Consider the following 26385-nt stretch of genomic DNA (forward strand, 5'->3'; position numbering starts at 1 on the left):
CAAGGAAACTCATACTCAACGGGACCTCCATATTGCGCCCGCAATTAAGCGGAGTTACTCAATGCGGGAACCTGCCGGCAAGGGGACTTTCGGCTCTTCCCGTCCGGGAGTTCAGGAGTGAACGTTGAACGCATGCGGGAACCACCGACAGGGCGCCCGGGCACCGAAGCCGATGACCGGCCGGACCGGAACAATGACGATCCCTTCCTCCGGTATGCCGGCCGCTTCGACCGGGCGCTGAGGGACGTCCCGGATGCGCTCCGTTCCTCCCGCACCCCTCCCGCCGGAGTAGCCCGCACGTTGGGACTGCCCGCGGCGGCCGTCGAAGGACCCGCATCGTTCTTCGCTGATTTCTCCGCGCCCCGCGGAGCCCGGCACGTCCGGGTGTGTTCCGCCGCCGCCTGCTTCGCGGCAACCGGCGGCGCGCACGTCCCCGAAGTGGAGGCTGCCCTCGGGGTGCCGTCCGGCAGCAAAAGCCCGGACGGCACCGTCTCGCTCCAGGCAGTGCGCTGCCTGGGCTACTGCTTCGCCGGACCCGCGGCCCTCGTCGGTGACGAGGCTTGCGCCGGCCCCGACCTCGCAGCACAGCTGCTTGGCTCGTCCCCGCGGACGGACCCTCCCATCCCGGTCTACAACGACAGCCCAGTCCCCGTGGTGACCGCCGGACTGCTCGGAGCGTCGCCCCCGTGGTCGGTTTGGCCGGAGGTGGCCGCCTCAGCAACCCCAGAGGACATTCTGCTCAGGGTTGAAGCCGCACAGCTGAGAGGGCGGGGCGGGGCCGGGTTCCGCGCCGCCGCCAAATGGCGGGCCGCCCTCGACCACCCTGCACCACGCGTGGTCGTGGCCAATGGCGATGAAGGCGACCCTGGTTCCTACGCGGACCGCCTGCTCATGGAACAGGACGCGCACCGCGTGCTCGAGGGGCTGGTCCTGGCCTGCTTCGCCGTCGGTGCAACCACCGGCATCGTATTTGTACGCTCCGAGTATCCGCTCGCCGCCGCCCGGCTCCGCAGTGCGCTGCACGAGGCACGACGGGACGGGCATCTCGGCCCGGACATTGCAGGCAGCGGCTTCAGCCTGGAAGTGCGCGTTGCCGAAGGCGCAGGGTCCTACGTTTCCGGCGAGGAGACGGCCCTGCTCAACGGGTTGGACGGGCTGCGCGGCGTCGTGCGGCCCCGGCCTCCGTTCCCCACGGAGCGCGGGTTTCACGGCCGGCCCACGGTGGTCAACAACGTCGAAACGCTGTGCGCGGTCCCGTGGATCGTGCAGCACGGCGGTCCGGCGTATGCGGCGATGGGAACCTCGGATGAGGCCGGCACCGTGATCGCCTGCCTGTCCGAACGGTTCCTCCGGCCGGGAGCCTACGAGGTGGAGATCGGGACCCCGGTGAGACGGATCGTGGAGGAACTCGGCGGCGGGCTTCGCGCCGGGGCGACACTGCGCGCCATTCAGATCGGCGGACCGCTGGGCGGTTTCCTTGGGCCCGATGACCTTGACGTGCCGCTGAGCGACAAAGCATTGGCACGGCATGGGGCAGCCCTCGGCCACGCGGGAATCGTCGCCTTCGATGACAGGCTCAGTGGTGAGCAGGTGCTGCGGAACCTGTGGGACTTTGCCGCAGCCGAGAGCTGCGGACAATGCTCGCCCTGCCGGGTGGGAACGTGGCGGGGACGCGCCTTGGCGGAGCTCCCGGACGCCCCGGATGTCGGCAGCGAACGCGGCGATGTGCTGCGCACGATGGCGGCGGGCAGCCTGTGCGCCTTCGGCCGCCGGGTACCTGCCGCGGTCCGCAGCCTTGTCCGCGTTTACGGGCTTGCCGGGTGGCCGTCATGAAACTTCTGGTCGACGGCCGCCAGGTTGATGTCCCGCCCGGAGCCACGCTGCTCGACGCGGTGCGGGCAGCCGGCCTGGCCCTCCCGACGCTGTGCCATGATGACCGGCTCACCACGGCAGCCTCGTGCCGGACGTGCCTGGTTGACGTCACCGGCCGCGGCGTTGCTGCCGCCTGCAGCACCCCAGCCGAGGAAGGGCTGCGCATCGCGGTCGAGGCGTCCCGGCCCGTCCGCCGCGACGCGCTGGCGGCCATCGTGGCGGGGTTGCCGGCCCGCGCGCTGGAAGTCCCCGCAGACCGCAGCGAACTGGTCCGGCAATGCGTCGAGTACGGGGTGGTAGCTCCGGCGGGTTCCGTGGAATTTCCAGCGCGCGGAGCCGACCACTCCCACCCCTACGTCAAGCTCGACCGTGACCTTTGCATTGCCTGCGGTCGGTGCGTCCGCGCCTGCGCGGAAATCCAGGGCACGTTCGCCCTGACCCTGGTGGGCCGAGGCGCCGGCACGGTGGTGGCACCCGGGACGGGAGGTCCCTGGGTGGAATCCGATTGCGTCTCCTGCGGGGCCTGCGTGGACACGTGCCCCACCAGTGCATTGTCCGAACCCGGGCTGCTGAATCTACTGCCGATCGAACGCCAGACCCTGACCACATGCGGCTATTGCGGAGTGGGCTGCAGCCTCGAGGTCTCCACCCGCGACAACGAAATAATGACTGTACGGCCCGCCCGCGAGGGGTCGGTGAACCGGGGCCATGCCTGCGTCAAAGGACGGTTTTCCCATGGATTCCTCGGATCGGTTGAGCGCCTGACCACCCCGCTGATCCGCAGGAACGGCAGCCTCGCACCGGCAACTTGGGAGGAGGCCACCGCCTACGTTGCTGTACGGCTCGCCACGGTCCGGGACACGGCCCCGGACGGATTTGCCCTCATCTCCTCTGCCCGGGCCACCAACGAGGAGAACTACCTGGCCCAGAAGTTCGCCCGGGCCCTCATGGGTACGAACAACGTGGACAACTGCTCCCGGCTCTGTCATTCCCCTTCAGCCGCCGGCTTGACCGCCTCGTTCGGCCTGTCCGGCGGAACAAACCCGTTCGACGACCTGGACCGGTGTGACGCGGTCCTCCTGGTCGGCGCAAACCCGACGGCCGCCCACCCGGTGGTGGGATCCCGCATCTTCCAGCGGGTCATGGACGGCGCCCGCCTGGTGGTGGTCGATCCCCGTCGCACCTTCCTGGCCCGGCACGCGGACGTCCACCTGAGGCCCAGGCCGGGCACCAACGTGGCCGTGTTCAACGGACTGGCGCACGTCCTGGTCCGTGAGGGGTTGGTGGACGAGGCGTTCCTTGCGGCCAGCACCAGCGGCTACGAGGAATTGTCCGGGATGCTCCACGACTACCCTCCGGACCGGGTGGCCCGAATCTCGGGTGTCCCGGCAGACGATCTGGTGCGGGCCGCCGTCGTGTACGGTCAGGCACTGGCTCCCGCCATTTTCTACGGCCTTGGCGTGACCGAACACCGGCACGGCACGGATGGGGTGCGGACGCTGTCCAACCTGGCAATCCTTCGCGGCGCCGTGGGGCCGGGCATCGGCGGAGGGGTGAACCCGCTCCGCGGGCAGAACAACGTTCAGGGCGCCTCGGACATGGGCGCCCTGCCCGACCTGCTGCCCGGTTACCAGAAAGTCCTGGATCCGTCGGCCCGGTCCCGGTGCGCCGCGGCCTGGCAGGCCGATGTGCCGCCGCAGCCTGGCCTTCGCATCCCCCAGATGTTCGCTGCCGCCCGTGCCGGGGCGTTGAAGGCGCTGTGGATCATCGGAGAGGACGTGCTCACCACCGACCCGGACAGCACATCGGTGCGGGCGGCCCTGGAGTCCTGTCCGCTGGTGATCTGCAACGATCCGTTCCTCTCGCCTACCGCCGCCGCCGCGGACGTCGTCTTCCCGGTGGCCTCGTGGCTCGAGAAGGATGGCACGTTCGTCAATTTCGACAGGCGCTTTCAGCGGGTGCGGGCCGCCGTCGTACCGCCTGCAGGCGTCCGCACCGACTTCGCCGTGCTCCACGCAGTCGCCGCCGGCATGGACGCGGATCTTGGCTGCGCCACACCGGCGGAAGCGCTGGCGGAATGCGCCGCGGTGGCCCCGCTGTTCGGTGGCATCTCCCACCCGAGGCTGGACCGGGACGGTCCCCTGCACTGGCCGTGCGGATCCGTCGATTCCCCCGGCACTCCGCGGCTCTACGAGGATCATTTCGCCACACCGGATGGTTTGGCGCGCCTGGCCGCCAGGCCGTACCTGCCGCCGGGCGAGCAATGTGATCAGGATTTCCCGTTCCTGCTCATCACCGGGCGCCGGGCGGAGCACTACAACTCAGGCAGCATGACGCGCCGTACGGACAACAGCACCCTGTTGCCCCGGGAGACGATCGACATCGAGCCCGGGGACGCCGCTGCCCTGGGGCTGGTCGAGGGAGGCGCCGTCAGGCTGAGCAGCCGCCACGGCACAGCCGTCCTGCCAGCGCGGATCACGGACGAGGTGGAACCCGGCCAGGTGTTCGCGGGCTTCCATTTCCCCGGTGCCGCGGTCAACAATCTCACCTCACCCGTTGAGGACGAGGTCACGGGATGCCCCGAGTACAAGCTGACCGCCGTCCGGCTGTCCGGTCCCGGCTGACGCATTTGCCAAGGGGCAGAGCCTTCACTGGGCCCTCCCGCGACGACGGGTCTTTGTCCCCTGTTAGTTGTTTTCCGGCAGGTATGTACTGAAAGTACACCCGCCCCAGCGCGGGCCATCCCTGACATTAGTTTGGAGAAAGCCATGTCTGATCTGCGTAAATGGTCGCCGCGCGCGGCTTCCCGATGGACCTCACCGTTCGACGCTTTGCTGAGGTCTCCCCTGGAGTTCATGGACTCCCTGGACCGCATGTTTGAATCGACGGCCGGAACTTCTCCGATCCGCGTCGAGGAGTTCGTTGACGGCAAGACCCTGGTGGTACGGGCTGAGATGCCAGGAGTTGATCCCGACAAAGACGTGGAGATCACCATCGTTGACGGCACCTTGCGCATCCACGCCGAACGCCAGGAAAAGGAAGAGCACAAGGACAAGAACCGCTATCGGTCAGAATTCCGCTACGGATCCTTCAGCCGCAGCATCCCCCTGCCCGAGGGCGTGAAGGAAGATGACATCAAGGCCTCCTACACCGACGGCGTCCTTGAAGTCCGCACACCCCTGCCGGAAGAAGCCGCAGCCCAGGCCGAGGCTCCCAAGAAACTTCCGATCAGCCGCGGCTAGGGCCGGGTCCGACCACCATTCGCAGGATGGGCTGCCGGCGCCGGAACCGGCGGCCCCGCGACGGCATGCCCCGTCAACACCAAAGGACTCAAAGCCCGTAGACTAGACGGCATTATGGATGACCCTCCTTCACATATGCCCAAGCCCCTCCACCTTCTGACCGGTTCACCGGCCACTACGGGAGAGGGGCGCCCGAATGTATGAATGGATCATGCTCGGTATCGGCCTTGTCCTCACGGTGGGTACCGGCTTCTTCGTAGCGTCCGAGTTCGCGCTGGTCAACCTTGACCGCAACGACCTTGAAGCCCGCCAGGCCCGCGGCGAGAAACGCCTTGCGCCCACCATCAAGGCCCTCAAGATCACCTCGACGCATCTCTCCGGAGCCCAGCTCGGCATTACGCTGACCACGCTCCTCACCGGCTACACCTTTGAACCGGCCATCAGCAAAATGCTCAGCGGCCCGTTGCTGGCCGCAGGCCTGCCTGAGTCCGTGGTGCCGGGGATCGGCGCCGTGGCGGGGATCTTCCTGGCCACCATTTTCTCGATGGTGATTGGCGAACTCGTCCCGAAGAACTTCGCGCTGGCCCTTCCCCTGGCCACCGCCAAGATCGTGGTCCCCTTCCAGGCCCTGTTCACCGCCGTCTTCAAGCCCGTCATCCTGCTGTTCAACAACACTGCCAACGGCATCATCAGGTCGTTTGGCATCGAGCCGAAAGAGGAGCTGTCCGGCGCGCGCAGCGCCGAGGAACTCAGCTCGCTCGTGCGGCGGTCCGCGCTGGAAGGCGTGCTCGACGTCGACCATGCCGTCCTGTTGCACCGCACCCTCCGCTTCTCCGAGCACTCCGCTGCCGACGTCATGACGCCCCGCGTCCGGATGACGGCGGTGAACGCCGACGACACCGCGGAGCAGATCGTCACCCTGGCCACGTCCACCGGTTACTCGCGTTTTCCGGTGATCGGACGGGATCGCGACGACGTCCTGGGGGTCCTGCACGTCAAGCAGGCGTTCGCTGTTGCCTTGGAAGAACGCGCCAGTGTGACCGCCGCGAGCCTCATGATCGACCCGCTGCGGGTCCCCGAATCCATGGGCGTGGACACGCTGCTGGTCCTGCTCCGCAAGCAGGGCCTCCAGGTGGCCATCGTGTCCGACGAGCACGGCGGAACGGCCGGCATCGTCACCCTCGAAGACCTGGTGGAGGAGATCGTGGGCGAACTCGAGGACGAACACGACCGCGCACGCGTGGGTGTGGTCCGGATCGGCCGCGCCATCACATTCGACGCCTCGCTGCGCCCGGACGAATTGCTGGACCGGACAGGGATTGAAGTGCCCGACGGCGAGGAGTACGACACCATCGCGGGTTTCGTCACCGACCAGCTGGACCGGATCCCCGAGCTCGGCGACGAAGTCACCGTGGATGGCGGAACGCTGCGCGTGGAACGCGTGGTGGGAACCCACGTGGAGCGCCTCCGCTTCACGCCGGACGAATCACAGGAAGCACCCCAGAGCCCGCATGACCGCATCATCGATACCCTGACCTCGGAGCTGACCCATGAGTGAATACCTTCCCGGCATCATCTGGCTGGTGGTGCTCCTGGTGGTCAACGCCTTCTTCGTCGGGGCCGAGTTCGCTGTCATCTCCGCCCGCCGGTCGCAGATCGAGCCCAAGGCCGAGGCCGGCAGCAAGGCCGCAAAGACCACGCTGTGGGCCATGGAGCATGCCACGCTGATGCTGGCCACCAGCCAGCTGGGCATCACCGTGTGCTCACTCGTGATCCTGAACGTTTCCGAACCCGCCATCCACCACCTGCTGGAAATCCCCCTGGGCCTGACCTCGCTCTCCGGCGAAGCGATCGGGATCATCGCCTTCGTGGCCGCGCTGTTGCTGGTGACCTTCCTGCACGTGGTCATCGGTGAAATGGTGCCCAAGAACATCTCGTTCTCCGTTCCCACCCGGGCCGCGCTCATCCTTGCCCCGCCGCTGGTGATGGTGTCACGCTTGTTCAAGCCGGTGATCTGGACCCTTAACGGGATCGCAAACTCCATCCTGCGGCTCTTCAAGGTCCAGCCCAAGGATGAGGCCACCAGCGCCTACACCCTGGACGAGGTGGCCAACATCGTGGAGCAGTCCACCCGGGACGGCATGCTCACGGACACCACCGGCACGCTGAATGCGGCGTTCGAATTCACCGCCAAGACCGTGGCGGACGTGGAAGTGCCGATCAGCGAGATGGTGCTCCTGCCGGCCTCGTCGACGCCGGCGGACATCCAGAGCGCGGTGGCCCGGCACGGGTTCTCCCGCTACATCCTGACGGACGACGACGGCGTGCCCTCCGGCTATCTGCACCTCAAGGACGTCATGGACCTGACGTCCCCGGAAAAATTCGCCAGGCCCGTGCCGGCCAAGAGAATCCGCCGGCTCGCCTCCGCGTTCAGCGGCAGCGACCTCGAGGACGCGCTGGCCACCATGCGCCGCACCGGCGCCCACGTGGCCCGGGTCTTCGACGCGGACGGGAAGACCACCGGCGTCCTCTTCCTGGAGGACATCATCGAAGAGCTGGTGGGCGAAGTGCAGGACGCCACGAGCGCCTAGCCGCGCCCGTGTTGCGCGATCAGTTCCCTGCTGAGTTCGCGAATCCCGGGCAGTTCGGCCGAAAGTCCGGCCAGCACGACGGCGGCATCGGCCGTCTGGGAAGGTGACGCACTGTCCGCGAGCCCGTCAGCGCGAAGGTTGATCAGGGACTCAACCAGGCGGAATGCCAGCTCACCGAGCGGCGCGCTGCCGGGACCGCCGGCCGCCGGAAGGAGCTCCTCCACCTTTTGGCCCAGGTCCTGGTACCGCTGCCGCAGCTCCCGCCTGTCCGCCATGAACGGCTCGAAACGCTCGGCGCGCGCTTCCGGCAGGTGGTACAGGATGCCGAGGTTCCACCGTGCACTGCACAGCAGGCCGCCGTCATAGAGCGCGACTGAATGGAGCGCCGCGGCCGCCGCCACTGCACCGGCCGGGCGGGGAGCTGCGCAGACGGCCCTCGCGAAGTCCAGGCCACCGGCCACGGTGCCCTTCAGCAGCTCGCCGAGGATGTCATCCTTGGTGCCGAAGTGATGGTAGAGCGACGACTGGCGCATGCCCACGGCATCGGCGATCGCCCTCGTGGAAGTGTTCGCGAAGCCCTGGCCCGTAAAGAGTTCGGCGGCCGCATCGAGGATTTCGTCCCGGGCGGTGGCCCCCGGGCGCACTGGCTGCTGCTTGCGGGGTCGTCCCGGTCCGGCTGAAGTCACCCCACATTCTTACACCGCGGGCGGCTGCCGGATGCCCTGCCGTTGGACGCCGGGGTAACGGTGAGTTTTTGTTCACCGAACCGAAACACCTCGAAATCCAGCTTTTACACGGGCGAAACGGAACGGGGACACTGCGCTGGAAAACTATCAAGTGACCGGTATTTCGGGAGGGGCCCATCCAGTGGCTACCCAGATGTGGTCACCAGCCCCCGTTCCAGACACGGAGAAACCGATGACTTCCACCATTTCGACGGCGTCCGCCCACGCAGACGATGCAGACCTGACCTCGCTCGGCTACCAGCCGTCCTTGCACCGCAAACTTGGCCGCTACGCTTCCTTCGCCGCAGGATTCTCGTTCGTTTCCATCCTGACCACGATCTTCCAGCTCTTTGCCTTCGGGTACTCCTTTGCCGGACCCGCGTTCTTCTGGACCTGGCCGGTGGTGCTGGTCGGCCAGCTGCTCGTTGCCCTGAACTTCGCCGAACTCGCCGCCCGCTACCCTCTGTCCGGCGCCGTCTACCAGTGGTCCCGCCGCATGGGCGGCGAAGTGGTGGGCTGGTTCGCGGGCTGGTTCATGGCGATCGCCCAGGTTGTCACTGCGGCCGCGGCCGCCATCGCACTCCAGGTGGTCCTCCCGCAGCTGTGGGACGGTTTCCAGGTTGTCGGCGGCGATCCCGCATTGGCCACCGTCACCGGCGCCGCCAACGCCGTAGTCCTCGGGGCCGCACTCCTCGTGGTCACCACGGTGATCAACTGCCTGGGCGTCAAGCTCATGTCGCACGTCAACTCCATCGGCGTGACCTGCGAAATCGTCGGCGTCGCCGCCGTCATCCTCGCCCTGATTTCCGCCGCCCAGCGCGGACCCGAGGTAGTGGCGGACGTCAGCGTGGTGGCCGGCTCGGACCTCGGGGCCGTGGGCGCGTTCCTCGTCTCCGGCCTCATGGCCGCCTACGTCATGGTCGGTTTCAACTCCGCCGGGGAGCTCTCGGAAGAGACGAAAGACCCGCGCCGGACCGCACCCCGCACCATCCTTTCGGCCCTGGTCATTTCCGGTATCGGCGGCGGACTCATGATCATCACCGCACTCATGGCCGCCCCCAGCCTCGACGACGGACGCCTCGCCGCAGAGGGCCTGCCCTATGTGCTCACCGCCGTCCTGGGAACCTTCTGGGGCAAGGTCCTCCTGGTGGATGTCGCCGTCGCGATCTTCGTCTGCACCCTGGCCATCCAGACGGCGGGATCCCGCCTGGTGTTCTCGATGGCCCGCGACGGCAAACTGCCCGCCTCCGCGCTTCTGTCCTCGGTCCACCCGGAGCGCGGCACGCCGATGTGGCCGTCCATCGCCATCGGCGGCCTCGCCGTCGGCGTCCTCGCCATCAACATCGGCAACGCCGCCCTGTTCACCACGCTCTGCAGCGTCTGCATCGTCATGGTGTACCTGGCATACCTCCTGGTCACTGTTCCTCAGCTGCTCAGCCGCCTGCGGGGAGACTGGGACCGGGTGGGCCAGACCATGCCGGCGGGACTGTTCTCGCTGGGACGCTGGGGGCTCCCCGTCAACATCCTGGCCGTTCTCTACGGCGCCGTGATGGTGGTAAATCTCGCCTGGCCGCGTCCCGAGGTCTACGACCCCAGCGGCGAAAACGGACTCCTGCTGTTCTCCGCACCCCTCATGGTCGGGGCCGTGCTGCTCCTGGGTATCTGGGTGCGCAGCCGCAAGACCGCCGACGCTGCCGCAGCCTAGGAACCCACGACTGATGCCCACCGCCACAGCCACCACCGCCAAGGAATGACTGACATGACACAGACCCTCGAATCCGCTCAGCCCGCCGCCGGAACCGCCCCCGCCGGAACCGCCCCTGCCGGGACCGCCACCACGGCCGGTGCGCGCGCACACGCCCGTGCCCAGCACGGACGGACTGCGGCCACCATGATCCACGTGCCTGCGGCCCAAGCACCCGAACGCCTCACGGCGGGCCTGCCGGCGGGAGCCGCCGCCTCACTCACTTGGGCAGAATCGCTCGCGTTCGGGCGGTACACCCACCTGGAACTGGCCCGCGGAACCAGGATCCGCCTCACCGATATCGACGGCGACGCCTGCGTCCACGCCGTGCTCTTCCGGGCCGGTGCGAGCCACGAGCGGATTAACGTCGCGGACACCGTGAAGGTCCCGTGGCAGGCCTACCTCGGGCCGGGCCATCCGCTGCTCTCCGATGCCGGCCGGTTGATGGCGAGCCTCGTGGCCGATTCCTCCGGCAGGCATGACGCCCTCACCGGAACCACCAGCCTCGCGGGCAACCAGGCCAAATACGGTGCAGGCTCCGCGCACAGCGCCTCACCCGCGGGCCGCGAACTGCTGACCCTCGGCGCCCTCAAGCACGGCATCAGCCAGCGGGAAGTGCCGCCGTCGATCTCCTTCTTCAAGGGCACCGCCGTGGATGCGGACGGCACCATCCGGTTCACCGGCGGCGCCGGTGCCGGCACCGCCGTCGAACTCCTCCTGCACATGGACGCTGTCCTGGTGCTGGCCAATACGGCCCACCCGCTGGACCCGCGTCCGGACTTCACCGGAAGCACCGTGGACATCGTTGCGTGGCGGGCGCCCGACGACCTCGCGGCCCTTGCCACCGGCAACCTTGGATTTGCCCCCGGCCCCGAGCACCTGCTTGCCCTCCAGAACACTGAACTCGACTTCACCGCAAGGACTTCCGCATGAACACCAGCACGCTCGCTTTCCAGCCTGACGCCGCAGCCGCCGCCCTGGTCCCGGGACACGTCGTCCTCGACGAATACGTCGAAGCCCGCGGTCCGTGGTCCGCGGTGGTGGAAGCCGGGGACGTCCTCACCGTCGTGGACCTTGAAGGCAACCAGGCCGTGGACTGCCTCCTCTACGCGGCAAGTGACACCGCCACGCGCTACTCCGCCGCCGCAACCATCGCCGCGCAGCGCTCCATCGTCCTCACCACCGGATCCGTGCTGCGGGCGGACGGCGGCGAAGCCCTCATGACGGTTGTGGCCGATGAAGTCGGTGTCCACGACACCATCGGCGGCGCCTGCTCACAGGAATCGAACACCCTGCGCTACGGCCAGCACACGCACGAACAGCATGCCTGCGTGGAGAACTTCCTCATCGAAGGCTCCAAATGGGGCCTCGGAAAGCGGGACCTCGTCTCCAACATCAACTGGTTCATGAACGTACCCGTGGACCCCGACGGTGCGCTCGGCATCGTGGACGGGCTCTCCGCTCCCGGCAAACGCGTGGCACTCCGCGCCGAGGCGGACACCCTGGTCCTCGTCTCGAACTGCCCCCAGATCAACAACCCGTGCAACGGCTTCAACCCCACGCCCGTGCGCATGATCGTCACCCGTCCGGAGGCATCCTGATGAACCGCTTCGACACCCTGCTCATCGCCAACCGCGGCGAGATCGCCTGCCGGATCATCGAATCCGCCCGGAAGGCCGGCCTGCGCACCGTGGCCGTATTCTCCGAGGCGGACCGCGGCGCCAAGCATGTGCGCCTCGCCGATGAGGCCGTCCTGCTGGGGCCGGCACCCGCCAAAGAGTCCTACCTCCGGGTCGACGCCATCCTGGCCGCAGCTGCAGCCACCGGCGCCGGCGCCATCCACCCCGGCTACGGCTTCCTGTCCGAGGACGCCGGGTTCGCCGAGGCCGTGGAAGCCGCCGGGCTCGTCTTCGTTGGCCCCACTCCGGAACAGCTGCGGATCTTCGGCACCAAGCACACCGCCCGGGACGCCGCCCAGCGCGCCGGAGTGCCCATGATCGCCGGCTCGGGACTGCTCGAGGACCTCGATGCAGCCATCACGGCCTCCGCCACGATCGGCTTCCCGCTGATGCTCAAGGCCACCGGCGGAGGCGGCGGCATCGGCATGGCCGTATGCCGCACCGAAGCCGAACTGGCAGAGAACTACGCCCGGGTGGCCCGTCTCGCCAGCTCGAGCTTCGGCACGGCCGGCGTCTTCGCCGAGCGCTACATCGAACACGCCCGCCACGTCGAGGTACAGATTTTCGGCGACGGCGAAGGCCGCGTGGTCAGCCTCGGGGACCGCGACTGCTCCCTGCAGCGCCGGCACCAGAAGGTACTCGAAGAAGCGCCCGCGCCGGACCTGCCGGCGGGGCTCCGCGAGGAACTGCACCGCAGCTCCCGTGCACTCTGCGCCTCCGTGGGCTACCGCTCCGCCGGCACCGTGGAATTCGTCTACGACCCCGTCCGGCAGGAAGCATCCTTCCTCGAAGTCAACGCCCGCCTCCAGGTGGAGCACCCGGTCACGGAAGCCGTGACCGGCGTCGACCTGGTGGAATGGATGCTCAACCTCGCCCAGAGCCGGCCCGTGCTGGACGGCCTCCCGGACAGCCTTCCGGTGACCGGCCACGCCGTCGAAGCACGGATCTACGCCGAAGACCCGGCCCGCAACTTCCAGCCCAGTGCCGGAACCGTCACCAACGCCCAGTACCCGGGCTCCGACGTCGTCCGCGTTGACGCCTGGGTGGAAACCGGCAGCGAAGTGTCCACCAACTACGACCCCCTCCTGGGCAAGATCATCTCCTTCGGTGCCAGCCGGGACGAGGCCCTCGACTCGCTGTCAGACGCCCTCGCGCAAACCCGGATGGACGGCATCGAAACCAACCTCGGCATGCTGCGCTCCGTCACCGGGCTGGACGTGGTCCGCACCTCCACGCACTCCACCAGCACGCTGGACAGCGTAGGCGACCCCGAACCCCGCATCACGGTGGAGCGCCCCGGCCTGCAAACCAGCGTGCAGGACTGGCCCGGACGGACCGGCCTCTGGCAGGTGGGCGTGCCGCCGAGCGGCCCCATGGACGACCTGTCCTTCCGGCTGGGCAACGTGGCACTGGGCAATCCGGAAGGGGCACCCGGACTTGAATTCACCATGGCCGGCCCGGCGCTGCGCGTCACCCACGCCACCACCGTCTGCGTCACCGGCGCGGAGGTAGCCGTCACCGTCAACGGACAAATTGTTCCGGCCTGGGAACCAGTTACGGTCCCCGCTGGCGGCGTGCTCGACGTCGGATCGGCCGAGGGTGCCGGGCTGCGCGGCTACATCCTCTTCGAGGGCGGCCTCGACATCCCGACCTACCTCGGCAGCGCTTCCACCTTCACCCTCGGCCAGTTTGGCGGCCACGGCGGCCGCGTGCTCCGCGCCGGCGACGTGCTCCGCACCGTGGCCGGGGCGGCACCCGATACTGTGCCGGCCCCGGTCCCTGTCGGAAGCCGCCCGGCGCTGACCACGCAATGGGAGCTCATGGTGGTGGAAGGACCGCACGGCGCCCCGGAGTTCTTCCAGCGTGAGGACATCAATGACCTCTTCGCCGCGTCCTACGAGGTGCACTTCAACTCTGCAAGGACCGGCGTCCGGCTCATCGGCCCGAAGCCGCGCTGGGCACGCAACGACGGCGGCGAGGCCGGCCTGCACCCCTCCAACATCCACGACACCGCCTACTCGGTGGGCGCCCTGGACTTCACCGGGGACACGCCCATCCTGCTCGGCCCGGACGGGCCCAGCCTCGGCGGCTTCGTCTGCCCGGTCACCGTGGTGACCGGCGAGCGCTGGAAGCTCGGCCAGCTCCGGCCCGGCGACACGGTCCGCTTCATTCCGGTGAAGACCGTCCAGGCACCGTCCGCCAAAGAGCTCGGTCCGGCCCGGCAGCAGCTGATCCTCCCCGGTGGAAGCCCTGCAAGCGGCAGGGTCCGGACGGACGTCCCTGCCGCCGTCGGGCGTTCCGGTTCAGCCGGCGACTGCGACGACGGCGTGCTCGGCCGCGTGCCGGGAGGCGACGGCCGCCCGGCCGTGACGTACCGCCGTTCCGGCGACGACAACCTGCTCGTGGAATACGGTGACATGGTGCTTGACCTCGGCCTCCGCGCCCGGGTCCACGCCCTGCACCAGGAGCTTGAGAAGCTGCGGATTCCCGGCATCGTGGACCTGACACCCGGCATCCGGTCGCTCCAGGTCAAGGCTGACCCGTCGGTCCTCCCCACCGCGCGCCTGCTGGGCATCGTGCGGGAGATCGAAACTGCGCTCCCTGCCAGCTCGGAGCTCGTGGTTCCGAGCCGCACCGTCAGGCTTCCGCTGTCCTGGGACGACCCTGCCACGCGTGAGGCAATCGAGCGGTACATGGCGGGCGTGCGGGACGACGCTCCCTGGTGCCCGTGGAACATCGAGTTCATCCGCCGCATCAACGGGCTGGACTCCGTGAATGACGTCTTCGACACTGTCTTCAACGCGGACTACCTCGTGCTGGGGCTGGGCGACGTCTACCTCGGCGCTCCCGTCGCCACGCCACTGGATCCGCGGCACCGCCTGGTCACCACGAAATACAACCCCGCCAGGACCTGGACCCCGGAAAACGCCGTGGGCATCGGCGGCGCGTACATGTGCATCTACGGCATGGAGGGTCCGGGCGGCTACCAGTTCGTCGGCCGCACCACGCAGGTCTGGTCCCGGCACGCCACCGCCGCGCCGTTCGAGCCCGGTTCGCCGTGGCTGCTGAGGTTCTTCGACCGGATCTCCTGGTACCCGGTCAGCCCGGAGGAACTCCTGGATATGCGGGCGGACATGGCGGCCGGCCGGGGCCGGGGCGTGGACATCGAGGACGGAACCTTCTCGCTGGCCGAACACGAGGACTTCCTCGAGGAGAACAGCGACTCGATCGCCGCTTTCCGGGCACGGCAGGAGAAAGCCTTCGCCATCGAACGCACGGCCTGGGAAGACGCCGGCGAGTTCGACCGCGCCGAAAAGGCTGTCGCCGTCGTCCCGCCTTCAGAGGAAGTGGTGGTTCCCGACGGCGGAACCCTGGTCAGCTCGCCGTTCGCGGCGAGCGTCTGGAAGGTGGACGTGGCGCCCGGAGACAAGGTGGTGGCTGGCCAGCCGCTGGTCTCCATCGAAGCCATGAAAATGGAAACCGTGCTCACCGCACCCGGCGACGGGATTGTGCACCGCGTCCTGCCCACCGCCGGATCCCAGGTGGTGGCCGGCGAGCCGCTGGTGGTCCTGGGAGCGGCAGATCTGAACGAAACCGGGCTTGTCCTCGAAGGGAGCGCGGCATGAGCGGCGTCAACGAATCTGCCACCAGCCGTGTGACGGCGGCTCTTGCCGCCATCGACGCCGTCGACCGGCCGGAGATCTGGATCAAGGTGCGCGGCCGCGACGAGCTGCTGGCCGAGGCCGCACGTATCGACAACGACGCCTCCGCCGGCGGACTCCCCCTGGCCGGACTCCTGCTGGCGGTCAAGAACAATGTTGACGTCGCCGGAGTCAGCACGACGGCGGCGTGCCCCGGTTTCGGTTATGAGCCCGCCGAAGATGCCGTGGCAGTGGCACGGCTCCGCGCTGCCGGGGCCCTGGTGCTGGGTTCTACCAACCTGGACCAGTTCGCCACCGGGCTCGTGGGAACCCGCAGCCCGTACGGCGCAGTCCGCGATGCGCGCCGGCCGGACCGGATCTCGGGCGGCTCCAGTTCGGGGTCCGCCGTGGCTGTGGCCCTGGGGCTGGTGGACATTGCCATCGGAACGGACACAGCCGGCTCGGGCCGGGTTCCGGCGGGGCTGCAGGGAATTGTGGGCATCAAGCCCACCCTCAACGTGGTGTCCACGGCGGGAATGGTGCCTGCCTGCCGGTCCTGGGACACCGCCACCATCCTGGCCCGCGACCTGGCTACCGCCGAACTGGCCATGGGGATCATGGCCGGAGAATCGCGGGCATGGCCTGCGGACGTGCGCCTCGCCGCGCCGTCCCGGCCGCGGGTGGCCTACCCGGCGTCGCTGCCGGCATTGCCGGAGGCGTGGGCTGCGGAGTTCGGCGCCCAGATCGAACGGCTGCGCTCCACCGGCGTGGACGCCGAGCCGATCGAACTGGACGTCTTCCTCCAGGCGGCAAGGCTGCTGTACGACGGCGCCCTCGTGGCAGAGCGCCACGCCGCCGTCGGAACCTTCATCGACGCTGCAATCGCGGGTGACCAGTCCGGACGCGGCACCGCCGCCGGGCTGGACCCGACGGTCACCGGCATCATCACTGCGGCAGGCCGTGTGGCCGCCCATCAGTACGTGAGCGACACTGCGGCACTGGAGGAGCTGAGGCGCGAAGCCCTGTCCCGGCTTGAGGGACTCGATGCGCTGATCGTGCCCACCACACCGTTCCATCCGACGCTGGCAGAGGTTGCCGCGGACCCCGTGGGGGTTAACTCGCGGATGGGAACGTACACGAACTTCTGCAACCTCTTCGATATGTGTGCAGTCGCGGTGCCTGCCGGCACCGTCGCAGACGCAGGAGGCGATGGAGCCGCACAGTTCGGACTCACCGTCGTGGGAAGGACGTTCGACGACGGCGTGGTGGCCGATATCGCCCGCAGGATCGAAGCGACACCGGACCTCCCGGCCCTGTTTGCCTCCGGCGCCGCAGCGAGCCGCACCGCACTTAACCCTGCCTCCCCAGAACGGCTGCCGTGGCCCGTGGCCGCCGGTGCGCGGGCCGTGCCGCTAGTGGTGGTGGGCGCCCACCGCAAAGGCCAGCCGCTGGTGGACGAACTGGAACGGCGGGGCGCGTACTGGGACGGTCCGGTCACCCTGGCGCCCCGCTACCGGATGGTGGCGCTGGACACGCACCCGCCCAAGCCCGGCGTCATCCGTTCCAACGACGGCGCGGAACTGGCAGCAGAGCGGTGGCTGCTGTCCGAGGCCGCACTGGGATCGTTCCTCGCGGAACTCCCCGAACCCATGCTCCTGGGATCCGTCCGGCTCAGTGACGGGTCCACCGCCGTGGGATTTGCCTGCGATGCGGTAGCGGCGTCCCTCGGCAGGGACATCACGCATTTCGGGGACTGGCTGGTGGCCCAAGCCGCGGCCGGGCATTCCGCGGACAAGGCCGGCCAGGGCATCTGGAGGCAGACCGGCGAGGCTTTACTGACAGGTCTGCAGCGCGGCCGGGGCTAGCTCAGCCGCCCAGGACCACGTTGACCGGCGGTTCCCCGGCCAGCATGAGGTCGATCTGCCGCTGCAGCAGCCGGCCCATCCTGGGGCGCATGGCGGAGCTTGCTCCGCCCACGTGCGGAGTAATAATGACGCCGGGGGTGCCCCACAGCGGGTGGTCCTGCGGCAGCGGCTCGGGGTCCGTGACGTCCAGCGCGGCGCGGATCCGTCCCGACGCGGTGTGGCGGACCAGGGCCTCGGTGTCCGCCACCGGGCCCCTGGCCACGTTGACCAGCAGCGCGCCGTCGGGCATTGCTGCCAGGAAGGCGTCGTCGATAAGGTGCGTCGTGGCGTCGCTGAGCGGGACACCCACCACCACAATGTCGTGCTCCGGCAGCAGTTCCGGCAGTTCGGCGATCCCGTGAATGACGCCGTTTTCATCGGTCCGCGGCCGGCTGGCCACCCGGGTGACGCTGGTTTCGAACGGGATGAGCCGCTGCTCAATTGCCTTGCCCACGCCGCCATAACCCACGATGAGAACGCGGCGGTCGGCCAGGCTGGCGGTGGGCCGGGTTTCCCAGACGCCCTCCTGCTGGTTGCGCATCAGCCGCGGAAACTCGCGCTGGCTGGCCAGGATCATGGCGAGGACCAGTTCCGCGGTGGAGGTCTCATGCACGCCGGCCGCGTTGGCAAAGACCCGGCCGGCCGGGAGCGAATCCGCCACGCCGTCGTACCCGATCGACTGGCTCTGCACCAGGGCAGTCTCCACGGCTTCAAGATTCCGGAGGATCCGCGTCCCGCCCATGTACGGCGGGACCACGATGTCGATCTGCGCCTGCGGCGGTTCGCCCGAGAAGTCCCACTCCAGCACCGTGACATCCGGGTGCGGCGTCAGGTATTCGCGAAGTACGGCATCGGGCAGGGTGACAGTGATCTTCCGGGTCATGGTTCTCCAACAGCTCCGTCGGCTCGGGCAGGTCGGCGCCAGTGCAGCGCGGCCTGCCGGGGTTCTTTGCTGCCAGCCTAGTGGAGGCAAGCAGTCCCAGGGCGTTGCGGGCCACTTTGCGTCGGTGTAGCTTGGCCGGATGCTGAGCATTGGCTCGATCGTGATCCGCGTTGATGACCTCCCGGCCCAGATGGCCTTCTGGCAGGCCGCCCTGGGCTTCGAGCCGCGGCATGAACCCGAGGCCGACTTCGTGATCCTGCAGCCGCCGGGCGGCGCGGGCACCTGCATCTCGCTGGACCGCGTGCCGTCCTCGGTCCACATTCCGCCGCGCATCCACCTGGACCTCTACACCGAGGACCAGAGCGGCGAAGTGCAACGGCTCCTTGATCTGGGCGCCACCCGGATCGAGTGGAGCAAACGGCCCGCGGACGCGGACTACGTGATCATGGCCGACCCCGAGGGCAACCGTTTCTGCGTCATCGACACTGCCGGCCGCGGCGCCACCCAGGGCTCCGGGCCGGGCACATAGCGTCACACATTAACGCTCATAAGCGCACAGGTGTGCCACAAAAATCATTGACTTGCACTGCTTCCTACTGTTAGAACTGATCGGAAAGCGGTTTCCGACCGATCCCCAACAAACACCCCCCGGGCCACGGGTCGGATTCTGCAGGAGTTTTGAAACGATACAAGCATGGTGAAGAGCAGCCCTGCATGCTGGTTAATCCACGCGCCCTCGAAGGAGACGGACAATGACGACCGAAGCAGCACTCAACTGGCTGGACGGCGTGGCTCCCGCGGGGCTATCCGGCGGCACCACCTGGGGCATGCCCTTCGCCCGCGGCTCGCTGGCCGGCGTCAGCGAAATCTCCGTCTCGGACGCCGACGGGCGGCCGGTCGCTTCGCAGGCCTGGCCGCTGGCAACCTGGCCGGACGGCTCGCTGAAGTGGGCCGGCGTCGCCCTGCCAGCCGTCGACGCACCCTCCGCCCACTACCGGGTAACGTCCGACGGCGGCGCCTCCCCGGAGTCCGGGCCCTCACCGGAGGCTGCCCCCGCCCAGGAGATCACCGTGACGGAAACCGAAGACACCATGACGATCTCCACCGGCACCTTGGACATGGTCATCAACCGAAACGGCTCATCCCTGTTCGCCACCCTCTCCCGCGCCGGCACCGTGGTGGCGCGCGATGGCAAACTGGTCAGCCTGCTCCAGGACGGTGTCGCGGAGGCCGCCGGCAGCGTCAGCCGGCAGGCCTTCACGGGTGAGGTGACCGCCGTCGTGCTTGAACAAAGCGGTCCGGTACGCGCGGTGGTGCGGCTGGAAGGCTCACACCGCCCGGATAACCACAGTGGTGACGGGCGCAGCTGGCTGCCGTTCGTAGTCCGGTTCTACTTCCACGCCGGAGCCCGCAGCGTGCGGATGGTCCACTCCTTCATCTGGGACGGCGATGCCGAGCGTGACTTCCTGGCCGGACTCGGCGTCCGGTTCACGGTACCGCTCGAGGGCCAGCTGCACGACAGGCATGTACGCATCGCAGGGGCCGACGGCGGTTTCCTCACCGAGGCGGTCCGCGGCCTGACCGGCCTGCGCCGCGACCCCGGCGAGGCCGTCCGTCGCGCCCAGATCGAGGGACGGGCCACTCCGCCGCTGGAGGAGTGGAGCGACCTGGTGTCCAAGCGGCTCCACCTGATCCCCGCATGGAACGACTACACCCTGACCCAGCTGAGCGCGGACGGCTTCGAGCTCCGCAAACGGACCGGCGAGGGCCACGGCTGGGTGGGAATCTCCGGCGGCACGCGGGCTGCGGGATTCTGTTCACTGAGTTGTCCGCGCGGCGGCTTCGGCGTCGGCGTCCGCAACTTCTGGCAGTCCCACCCGGGGCAGCTGGACATCCGGGGTGCCGCCACCGCCCAGGCCGCCGTAACGGCGTGGCTGTACTCACCCGAGGCGCAGCCCATGGATCTGCGGTTCTACCACGACGGACTGGGGCAGGACACGTTCGAGGAACAGCTCGAAGGGCTGGAGATCACCTACGAGGACTACGAACCGGGATTCGGCAACCCCGCCGGCATTGCCCGCACCCACGAACTGACGCTGTTCGCCTACGACTCCACTCCGGACACCGCTGCCCTCGCCGCTGATGCGGAGGCCACCTCCACGCCACCTCTCCTGCAGGCCACCCCGCAGTACCTGCACTCGGCCGGCGTGTTCGGTGACTGGTCGCCCGTGGACCGCAGCACGCCTGAGCGGGCCGGACTGGAGGACAAGCTGGACTTCCTGTTCGACTTCTACACCGGCCAGGTGGAGCAGCGCCGCTGGTACGGGTTCTGGAACTACGGCGACGTGATGCATACCTACGACGCCGACCGGCACGTCTGGCGCTACGACGTGGGCGGGTACGCCTGGGACAACTCGGAGCTCTCCCCCGACCTGTGGCTCTGGTACATGTACCTGCGGTCCGGGCGGGCGGACGTGTTCCGTTTCGCCGAGGCCATGACCCGCCACACCGGCGAAGTGGACGTCTACCACCTGGGCGAGTGGCGCGGGCTGGGATCCCGGCACAACGTCCAGCACTGGGGCTGCAGCGCCAAGCAGCTGCGGATCAGCACTCCCGCCTACCGCCGGTTCTACTACTACCTAACGGCGGACGAACGCACCGGCGACCTGCTCTCCGAGCTCGTGGACAGCGACCAGAACTTCCTGGGCCTGGACCCCACCCGCAAGGTGCGCCCGGACATCGCCACGTACCGGCAGGACCGGAGCGCGCTGGCCGTGGGCTTGGGAACCGACTGGGGATCGCTGGCCGCCACCTGGCTGACCGACTGGGAACGCACGGGCAACCCGCGCTCACGGGACCGCCTGCTGGGCACCATGGCGGACATCGGCGCCCTGAAATACGGCTTCCTCACGGGCGAAGCGCTGTACGACCTGGATAAAGGAAGGTTCGACGCCGGCCGCGAAGTCATCAGCGTCTCGCACCTGAGTGCGGTGTTCGGGCTGGTGGAAATCTGCAGCGAACTGGTCAGCCTGGTGCCGGATGCCGCGTTTGAAAGCGCCTGGCTGCAGTACTGCCGGCTGTTCCTGGCCACACCCGAAGAACAGGCCCGGGAGGTGGGCCGGCCGCTGGAGGGCATCTACCTGACGCAGGCCCACAGCCGCCTCTCCGCCTACGCAGCCGCGCGGCTGGGTGACGCTGAGCTCGCCGGCCGCGCCTGGGACAGCTTCGCGGAGGGCGGCGAGAACCTCAACCACGGGGAAGCGTTCACGCTGCGGAAGATCGAACCGCCGTATGTCCTCTCTCCCGTGGACGAGGCCGTGACAGTGTCCACCAATGACGCCGCGCAGTTCGGCCTGGCGGTGATCCAAAACCTGGCCCTGATCGGCGGACACCTCCCGGCACTCCAGCCGGTGGGCTAGGCGGCGGCCCATGGCTGGGTTTTGGTCCGGATGCTCTTCCCTGATTCCACGGACTGCTGGATGGTAAGCGCAAGGTACTGGTCCTGGCAAGCTTCCGCGAGGCTGTAAACCTCCGGACCGCCGTGGACGTAGTCGGCCATGCCCTGCAGCAGCGCGGCGACGGAAAGTTCGTCGTCGGCGAGCCGGGCGGGCGCGAACGGGTTCCGGTAGAGCCAGTTCCCGCCCTCCACCAGGCCGCGGAGAAACATGCCTTCGTGGTTGCCGGCATGCCCGGCACCGATGCGCCGGATCTCGCTGCGCATGGGCGTGCGGAAGTCCTCCACGTAGCGCAGTTCGGTATCGCGGAGCTCGCCACGGTCGCCCCGGACCAGCACGTGCGGGGAGCGGATCCAGGAGCGGTACTGGTCGGTGGTGAAATCGAAGACGCCCAGCCTGCCGCCGAAGTCCAGCCGCGCGGACACGTGCGCCTCATCGATCAGATGGTCTTCCTGCGGATCCCCGGAGCGGTCAGGTCCGGCCTGCATCCTCGAGCGGAACTCGTGGGCGGTCACCTCGGCGTTTTCGAAGCCGATCCCCAGCAGCCGCCTGAGGACGCTGACCCCGTGGTACCCGTGGCAGACCGAGGCGAAGGCCTCTGCAACGCTGCCCAGCCGGCCCGAGCGGGCGACGGCGATCTGCGCCGAGAGCAGGGGTTCCAGGTGGTATTGCTCGGCAACCTGGATCCGCGCGCCGTCCTCCACCAGCCAATACAGGGACAGGAGCCCCTCGAGGTCCGGGGCCGGCGGCGTCTCCGTCAGCACGGGGAGACCCCGCGATGCGGCATCAGCGATGACACCCGGGGCTGCGCCTGCACTGACGGATACAACCGCGAAGTCCGGCGTCGCCTCGTCAAGGAGTTCCGCCAGGGTGGGGTACGCGCAAACGCCCCACTCCCTTTCCACCGCTGTCCGGCTTTCCTCCCGCCTGGCCACCACGCCACAGACCCGGAAGAGGTGCGGAAGGGCCTGGGCTACACGGAGGAAGAAGCCTGCCCGGTAGCCACCGCCAATGACGGCAAAGGTCGTTGGAGGTTTGGTGCTCCCGCTGGCCGGAACGGTGGCGGGGGCTTCATGAGAAAGCGTTTTCATGGGCCCAGTCTGCCTGTTCTGCGGCGGTCAAACCAGCCCCGTTCCGCATGGCGGGACGACGACGGCGTGCGTCAGTGCCGCCGTCGTCCGCCGGCTTCCGCTGTCCTACCGCACCGGAGCCGCTACGGTACCGGCCGGTTCGGCAGCGCCGGCAGGCTCGACGGCGGCAGGATACTCAGGTGCGCCGCCCGCCGTCGGGCTTTCCTCCGTCGGGCTTTCCTCCGCTTCCCCGCGGAAAGCGCGGAGCATGGCCTCCCGGTCGAACTGGCCTTCCCATTTGGCCACTACGAACGTGGCGACGCAATTCCCCAGCAGGTTCACGGAGACGCGCATGGAGTCCATGAGGCGGTCGGCGCCCAGGAGCAGGGCCACGCCGGCCACCGGAAAGATGCCCAGGGCGGCCGCGGTGGCCGAGAGCGCCAGGAAGGCCGAACCGGGGACGCCGGCCATGCCCTTGGAAGTCAGCATCAAAATGCCCAGGGCCGCGAGCTGCTGGCCAAGGTCAAGGTTGTGCCCGAAGGCCTGGGCCAGGAACAGCAAGGAGATGGACAGGTACAGCGCGGCGCCGTCCAGGTTAAAGGAGTAGCCCGTAGGCACCACCAGTCCGGTGGTGGCCCGGGAGCAGCCCGCGTTGGTCAGCTTGGCCATGATGCGCGGCAGCACGGACTCGGTGGACGCCGTGCCCAGCGCCAGCAGGAATTCTTCGCGGCTGTACTTGATGAACTGCCACAGCGGCACCCGCGGGTACACCCAGGCCACCACGAACAGCAGCCCGATGAAGATGATGGCCGCACCATAGCAGGCCGCGATCAGCAGTGCGTAAGTGCTCAGTGAGCCAAGGCCGTACTGGCCGATGATGAACGCCATGGCGCCGAAGGCACCCACCGGGGCAACGCGCATCACCCAGCCCATGATCTTGAAGAACAGCTCCAGCACCGTCTCCAGGAGCGTCACCACGGGCAGGCAGCGTTCCCGGCCCACCACAACGATCGCCGCGCCGAAGAACACCGAAAAGCAGAGCACCTGCAACAGGCTGTTGGACGCGAAGGCTCCCACCACGCTGGTGGGAATGATGCCCAGCAGGAAGGCGCCGGCGTCCTTGGGCGGGGCCGTTCCGGTCTTGGCGTTGAGGGCGTCCTGGGACAGCGTATGCGGATCGATGTTCAGGCCCGCGCCCGGCTGGACGATATTGCCCACCACCAGGCCGAACACCAGGGCGAAGAGCGTAGCGCCGGTGAAGTACAGCAGCGCCTTCACGCCCACCCGGCCCACGGCCTTCACGTCGCCAACGGCCGAGATGCCGGTGACAATCACCAGGAAGATCAGCGGAGCGATGATCATCTTGATCAGCTGGATGAAACCGTCACCCAGCGGCCGCAGGGCCGAGCCGAGATCCGGCCAGAAGTGGCCGACCCCGATGCCCAGGCACACGGCCGCCAGAATCTGGAAGAAGAGCGATTTGTAAAGCGGCTTCTTCGGGGCCGCACTGCTTGCGTCGGGCACCAGGGGCGAGGGGAGTTTCATCAGGGCTGCCAATCAACGGGGAAAAGGCGCGCTGGACGCCTTCAGGTCATAGGCAACGCTAGGGACCCCGTGTTTCCGGAATGCTAAATCCGTACTGCGGAATTGTTTAACCGCAGAATGGAATCTGATGCCAGCTCCGGCGGTGCCCCCTATACCTGGTCATCCCAGGTGCCGGCATCCGCCGCCGCATCCTCCGGCTTGCGTTCCGCGTCCGGCTCGCCACTGCCCACGTACGACGCCGGAACGGTGCCTGCAGCCTGCGTCTGCTGCTCTTCGCGGATGTTCTTCGCCGCACCGGCGCCCGGATGCGCCTGCTGCTGGTCAACGGCATCGGGATCGCCCGGGCCGATCAGCTTTGCGGGGTCGGTTGCAGCTTCCTGGGGGTCGGTCATGATGGAGCCTTTCGTTGGTGGTTGGCCTACGTGTGACCTTTCGTTTTCAACGTCCGGCCGGCACTGCAAGCCTATGGCTTCGCGTCTTGCAGTGGCGAGGTTTCCAGATGCATAACATCCGGAATCAATCCCGGTTTTTCCCGTGAAATCGCGGAAAATAGGGGCTTCGCGACTCTGGCGCTTGAGCAAAAGCAGGCGGACGATTGTACTACCGGGCCACGAATTCACGTGGGAAGAGCCCGGAGTCAAGCCCCCGCAGAGACCGGGTGTGCTGTTTGAAACCGGATGGAACTGGGCGCCGCTTCACAGGGGAGTGAGATCGCGGCTGGCCAGTCCTGCCCGAAAATGATCACTCGCATCCTTATGTAGGAGCAAGAGAAATGTCCATCACTCAATCAACCAAATCCCGCCCCTTCGGAACCCGATTCGCATTGATATCGGCTGTTTCGCTGGGTCTTATTGGCGGACCTGTTGCACTGGCTGTGCCCGCTGACGCATCGACGTCGTTGCGCGGTTGTACCGTTGACCCGCTGAAGCCGACGGACGCGGGGAAGAACCTCGCAGAGTTTAAGATCAGGATCCACTGCAACGGCAACAAGATCGTGGATGTCCGCCAGAAGCGCTTTGAAAGGGACCGGCATGGGCGCGACGACAGGCTCGGCAGTTCCGAATGGCGGAGGCTGGAGTTCAACAGGCACGATGAGCGCATGACCCTCAGCAAGAAGGACAGTGTCGAGAAGGACAAGGGTAAGGACCGCGTGTACCAGGAAGTCTCCTTCCGGGTAAAGAGCGGCAACAACTGGTCCGACTGGACCCAGTGGGAGAGGAGCGACGTAGCCGTCATCCGCTGACCGCTCCGCCGTCCGATCCTCACGGAGCCAGGGGCGCCACGCCCCTGGCTCTTCCATTCCATCCGAATCCGTTCCAACCCAAGGAGACGCCGTGAGCACACGCGTGGAAAAGCAGATTCTGGTCAACGTGCCGGTGAGCGAGGCCTACAAGCAATGGACCCGGTTCGAGGACTTCCCACACTTTATGCCCGGGGTAGAGAGCGTCACCCGGCTCGGTGATGACCGCCTGAAATGGGTGGCCCGCATCGCAGGGGTCCGCCGGGAATGGGAAGCCAAAATCCTGGAGCAGGTCCCGGACCGCCGGGTGGCGTGGGCGGCCACCGCGGGGGCCACCAACTCCGGCGCCGCGGAGTTCGACGACGCCGGGAGCGGCAGGACCTCGATCAAGCTCACCCTGGAGTACCAGCCCGAGGGCCTTGTCGAGAAGGTGGGCAACCTGCTCCACATAGTGGGCCGCCAGGCGGAGCACGACCTCAAGAAGTTCAAGCAGTTCATCGAACATGAAGGCCGCGCAACAGGTGACTGGCAGGCACCGGTTCCCGGCGGCGCGCAGGCCGGCGCAAGCCCGGAGTACAACCGGTTCGCGCATCCATTCGATCAGACCAACGGGCTGGTCGACTTCGAGGGAGAGTCCGACGAGACGGCAGAGGGCGAGAACTACAGCGCCGCGGAACGGCTACGGGAACAGCGCCGCCACGACGGTAACCTGCCGCCCATGGGAGGCGGCCTGGGCCAGCACTGAACCGGCGCGAAGCACCGCCCGCATCCTCACGATGCGGGCGGTGCGCTGT

At 68.0% G+C, this 26385-nt stretch carries 19 protein-coding genes; 14 read left to right on the forward strand and 5 right to left on the reverse strand.

Translation table 11 applies throughout. The features are described from left to right. Positions 1–117 precede the first annotated feature (117 nt). The 5 genes from JOE41_RS08650 to JOE41_RS08670 all read left to right on the forward strand — a co-directional run bounded on the left by JOE41_RS08650 (position 118) and on the right by JOE41_RS08670 (position 7705). On the forward strand, positions 118–1833 hold the full coding sequence (locus JOE41_RS08650; RefSeq protein ID WP_307800686.1) for an NAD(P)H-dependent oxidoreductase subunit E: 1716 nt from the start codon (positions 118–120) through the stop codon (positions 1831–1833). Then, positions 1830–4496, forward strand: a complete 2667-nt coding sequence (gene fdhF / locus JOE41_RS08655; protein WP_209752031.1) for a formate dehydrogenase subunit alpha — start codon at positions 1830–1832, stop codon at positions 4494–4496. The genes JOE41_RS08650 and fdhF overlap by 4 nt, the downstream gene beginning before the upstream one ends. A gap of 144 nt (positions 4497–4640) precedes the next feature. Beyond that, positions 4641–5114 carry an Hsp20/alpha crystallin family protein gene (locus JOE41_RS08660; RefSeq protein ID WP_209752033.1) on the forward strand — a complete coding sequence of 158 codons (474 nt, stop codon included), beginning with the start codon at positions 4641–4643 and terminating at the stop codon, positions 5112–5114. A 196-nt stretch (positions 5115–5310) separates the two neighbouring features. Further along, positions 5311–6672, forward strand: coding sequence for a hemolysin family protein (locus JOE41_RS08665; protein WP_209752035.1), 1362 nt, complete (start codon positions 5311–5313; stop codon positions 6670–6672). After that, a complete protein-coding gene (locus JOE41_RS08670) occupies positions 6665–7705 on the forward strand; it encodes a hemolysin family protein (protein ID WP_209752037.1) in 1041 nt (346 codons plus the stop codon). Before JOE41_RS08665 ends, JOE41_RS08670 begins: the two co-directional genes overlap by 8 nt. Here JOE41_RS08670 and JOE41_RS08675 read toward each other — a convergent pair. Continuing rightward, the gene (locus JOE41_RS08675) at positions 7702–8391 is read right to left on the reverse strand and encodes a TetR/AcrR family transcriptional regulator (RefSeq protein ID WP_209752039.1); all 690 of its coding nucleotides are present in this window, start codon (positions 8389–8391) and stop codon (positions 7702–7704) included. The genes JOE41_RS08670 and JOE41_RS08675 overlap by 4 nt on opposite strands. A gap of 232 nt (positions 8392–8623) precedes the next feature. Between JOE41_RS08675 and JOE41_RS08680 the strand changes: the two genes are divergently transcribed. Genes JOE41_RS08680 through atzF form a run of 5 tightly spaced genes read left to right on the forward strand, consistent with a single transcriptional unit; the run spans position 8624 to position 17359 of the window. Next, complete coding sequence (locus tag JOE41_RS08680; RefSeq protein ID WP_209752041.1) at positions 8624–10135, forward strand: amino acid permease; 1512 nt, start codon at positions 8624–8626, stop codon at positions 10133–10135. A 54-nt stretch (positions 10136–10189) separates the two neighbouring features. Beyond that, positions 10190–11107 carry an urea amidolyase associated protein UAAP1 gene (locus tag JOE41_RS08685; RefSeq protein ID WP_209752043.1) on the forward strand — a complete coding sequence of 306 codons (918 nt, stop codon included), beginning with the start codon at positions 10190–10192 and terminating at the stop codon, positions 11105–11107. Further along, positions 11104–11775 (forward strand): urea amidolyase associated protein UAAP2, encoded by a 672-nt coding sequence (locus JOE41_RS08690; RefSeq protein ID WP_209752045.1) that lies wholly within the window; start codon positions 11104–11106, stop codon positions 11773–11775. The genes JOE41_RS08685 and JOE41_RS08690 overlap by 4 nt, the downstream gene beginning before the upstream one ends. After that, positions 11775–15479, forward strand: coding sequence for an urea carboxylase (gene uca, locus JOE41_RS08695; protein WP_209752046.1), 3705 nt, complete (start codon positions 11775–11777; stop codon positions 15477–15479). Before JOE41_RS08690 ends, uca begins: the two co-directional genes overlap by 1 nt. Further along, a complete protein-coding gene (gene atzF, locus JOE41_RS08700; protein WP_209752047.1) occupies positions 15476–17359 on the forward strand; it encodes an allophanate hydrolase in 1884 nt (627 codons plus the stop codon). Before uca ends, atzF begins: the two co-directional genes overlap by 4 nt. Position 17360: 1 nt before the next feature. Here atzF and JOE41_RS08705 read toward each other — a convergent pair whose 3' ends face one another. Beyond that, positions 17361–18281, reverse strand: a complete 921-nt coding sequence (locus JOE41_RS08705) for a 2-hydroxyacid dehydrogenase (RefSeq protein ID WP_209752048.1) — start codon at positions 18279–18281, stop codon at positions 17361–17363. Between the two features lie 139 nt (positions 18282–18420). On the opposite strand from JOE41_RS08705, the gene JOE41_RS08710 reads away from it, so the two are divergent. Together JOE41_RS08710 and JOE41_RS08715 are read left to right on the forward strand one after the other, a co-directional pair. Beyond that, a complete protein-coding gene (locus JOE41_RS08710; RefSeq protein ID WP_209752049.1) occupies positions 18421–18810 on the forward strand; it encodes a VOC family protein in 390 nt (129 codons plus the stop codon). Positions 18811–19033: 223 nt separating this feature from the next. Next, positions 19034–21700: a Tat pathway signal sequence domain protein gene (locus JOE41_RS08715; protein WP_209752050.1), complete on the forward strand. Its 2667-nt coding sequence runs from the start codon at positions 19034–19036 to the stop codon at positions 21698–21700. Here JOE41_RS08715 and JOE41_RS08720 read toward each other — a convergent pair. The 3 genes from JOE41_RS08720 to JOE41_RS08730 all read right to left on the reverse strand — a co-directional run bounded on the left by JOE41_RS08720 (position 21697) and on the right by JOE41_RS08730 (position 24743). After that, entirely contained in the window at positions 21697–22827 is a 1131-nt protein-coding gene (locus JOE41_RS08720; protein WP_209752051.1) for a Gfo/Idh/MocA family protein, read from the reverse strand. The genes JOE41_RS08715 and JOE41_RS08720 overlap by 4 nt on opposite strands. 105 nt (positions 22828–22932) lie before the next feature. Then, on the reverse strand, positions 22933–24351 hold the full coding sequence (locus tag JOE41_RS08725; RefSeq protein ID WP_209752053.1) for a cation:dicarboxylate symporter family transporter: 1419 nt from the start codon (positions 24349–24351) through the stop codon (positions 22933–22935). Positions 24352–24500: 149 nt separating this feature from the next. After that, positions 24501–24743 carry a hypothetical protein gene (locus JOE41_RS08730; RefSeq protein WP_209752055.1) on the reverse strand — a complete coding sequence of 81 codons (243 nt, stop codon included), beginning with the start codon at positions 24741–24743 and terminating at the stop codon, positions 24501–24503. A gap of 380 nt (positions 24744–25123) precedes the next feature. Here JOE41_RS08730 and JOE41_RS08735 point away from each other — a divergent pair, with 380 nt between their 5' ends. Continuing rightward, positions 25124–25594, forward strand: coding sequence for a hypothetical protein (locus tag JOE41_RS08735; protein WP_209752057.1), 471 nt, complete (start codon positions 25124–25126; stop codon positions 25592–25594). Positions 25595–25685: 91 nt separating this feature from the next. After that, complete coding sequence (locus tag JOE41_RS08740; protein ID WP_209752059.1) at positions 25686–26336, forward strand: SRPBCC family protein; 651 nt, start codon at positions 25686–25688, stop codon at positions 26334–26336. The last annotated feature ends 49 nt before the right edge of the window (positions 26337–26385 follow it).

The sequence above is a fragment of the Arthrobacter sp. PvP103 genome, from assembly GCF_017833075.1.
Classification (GTDB): domain Bacteria; phylum Actinomycetota; class Actinomycetes; order Actinomycetales; family Micrococcaceae; genus Arthrobacter.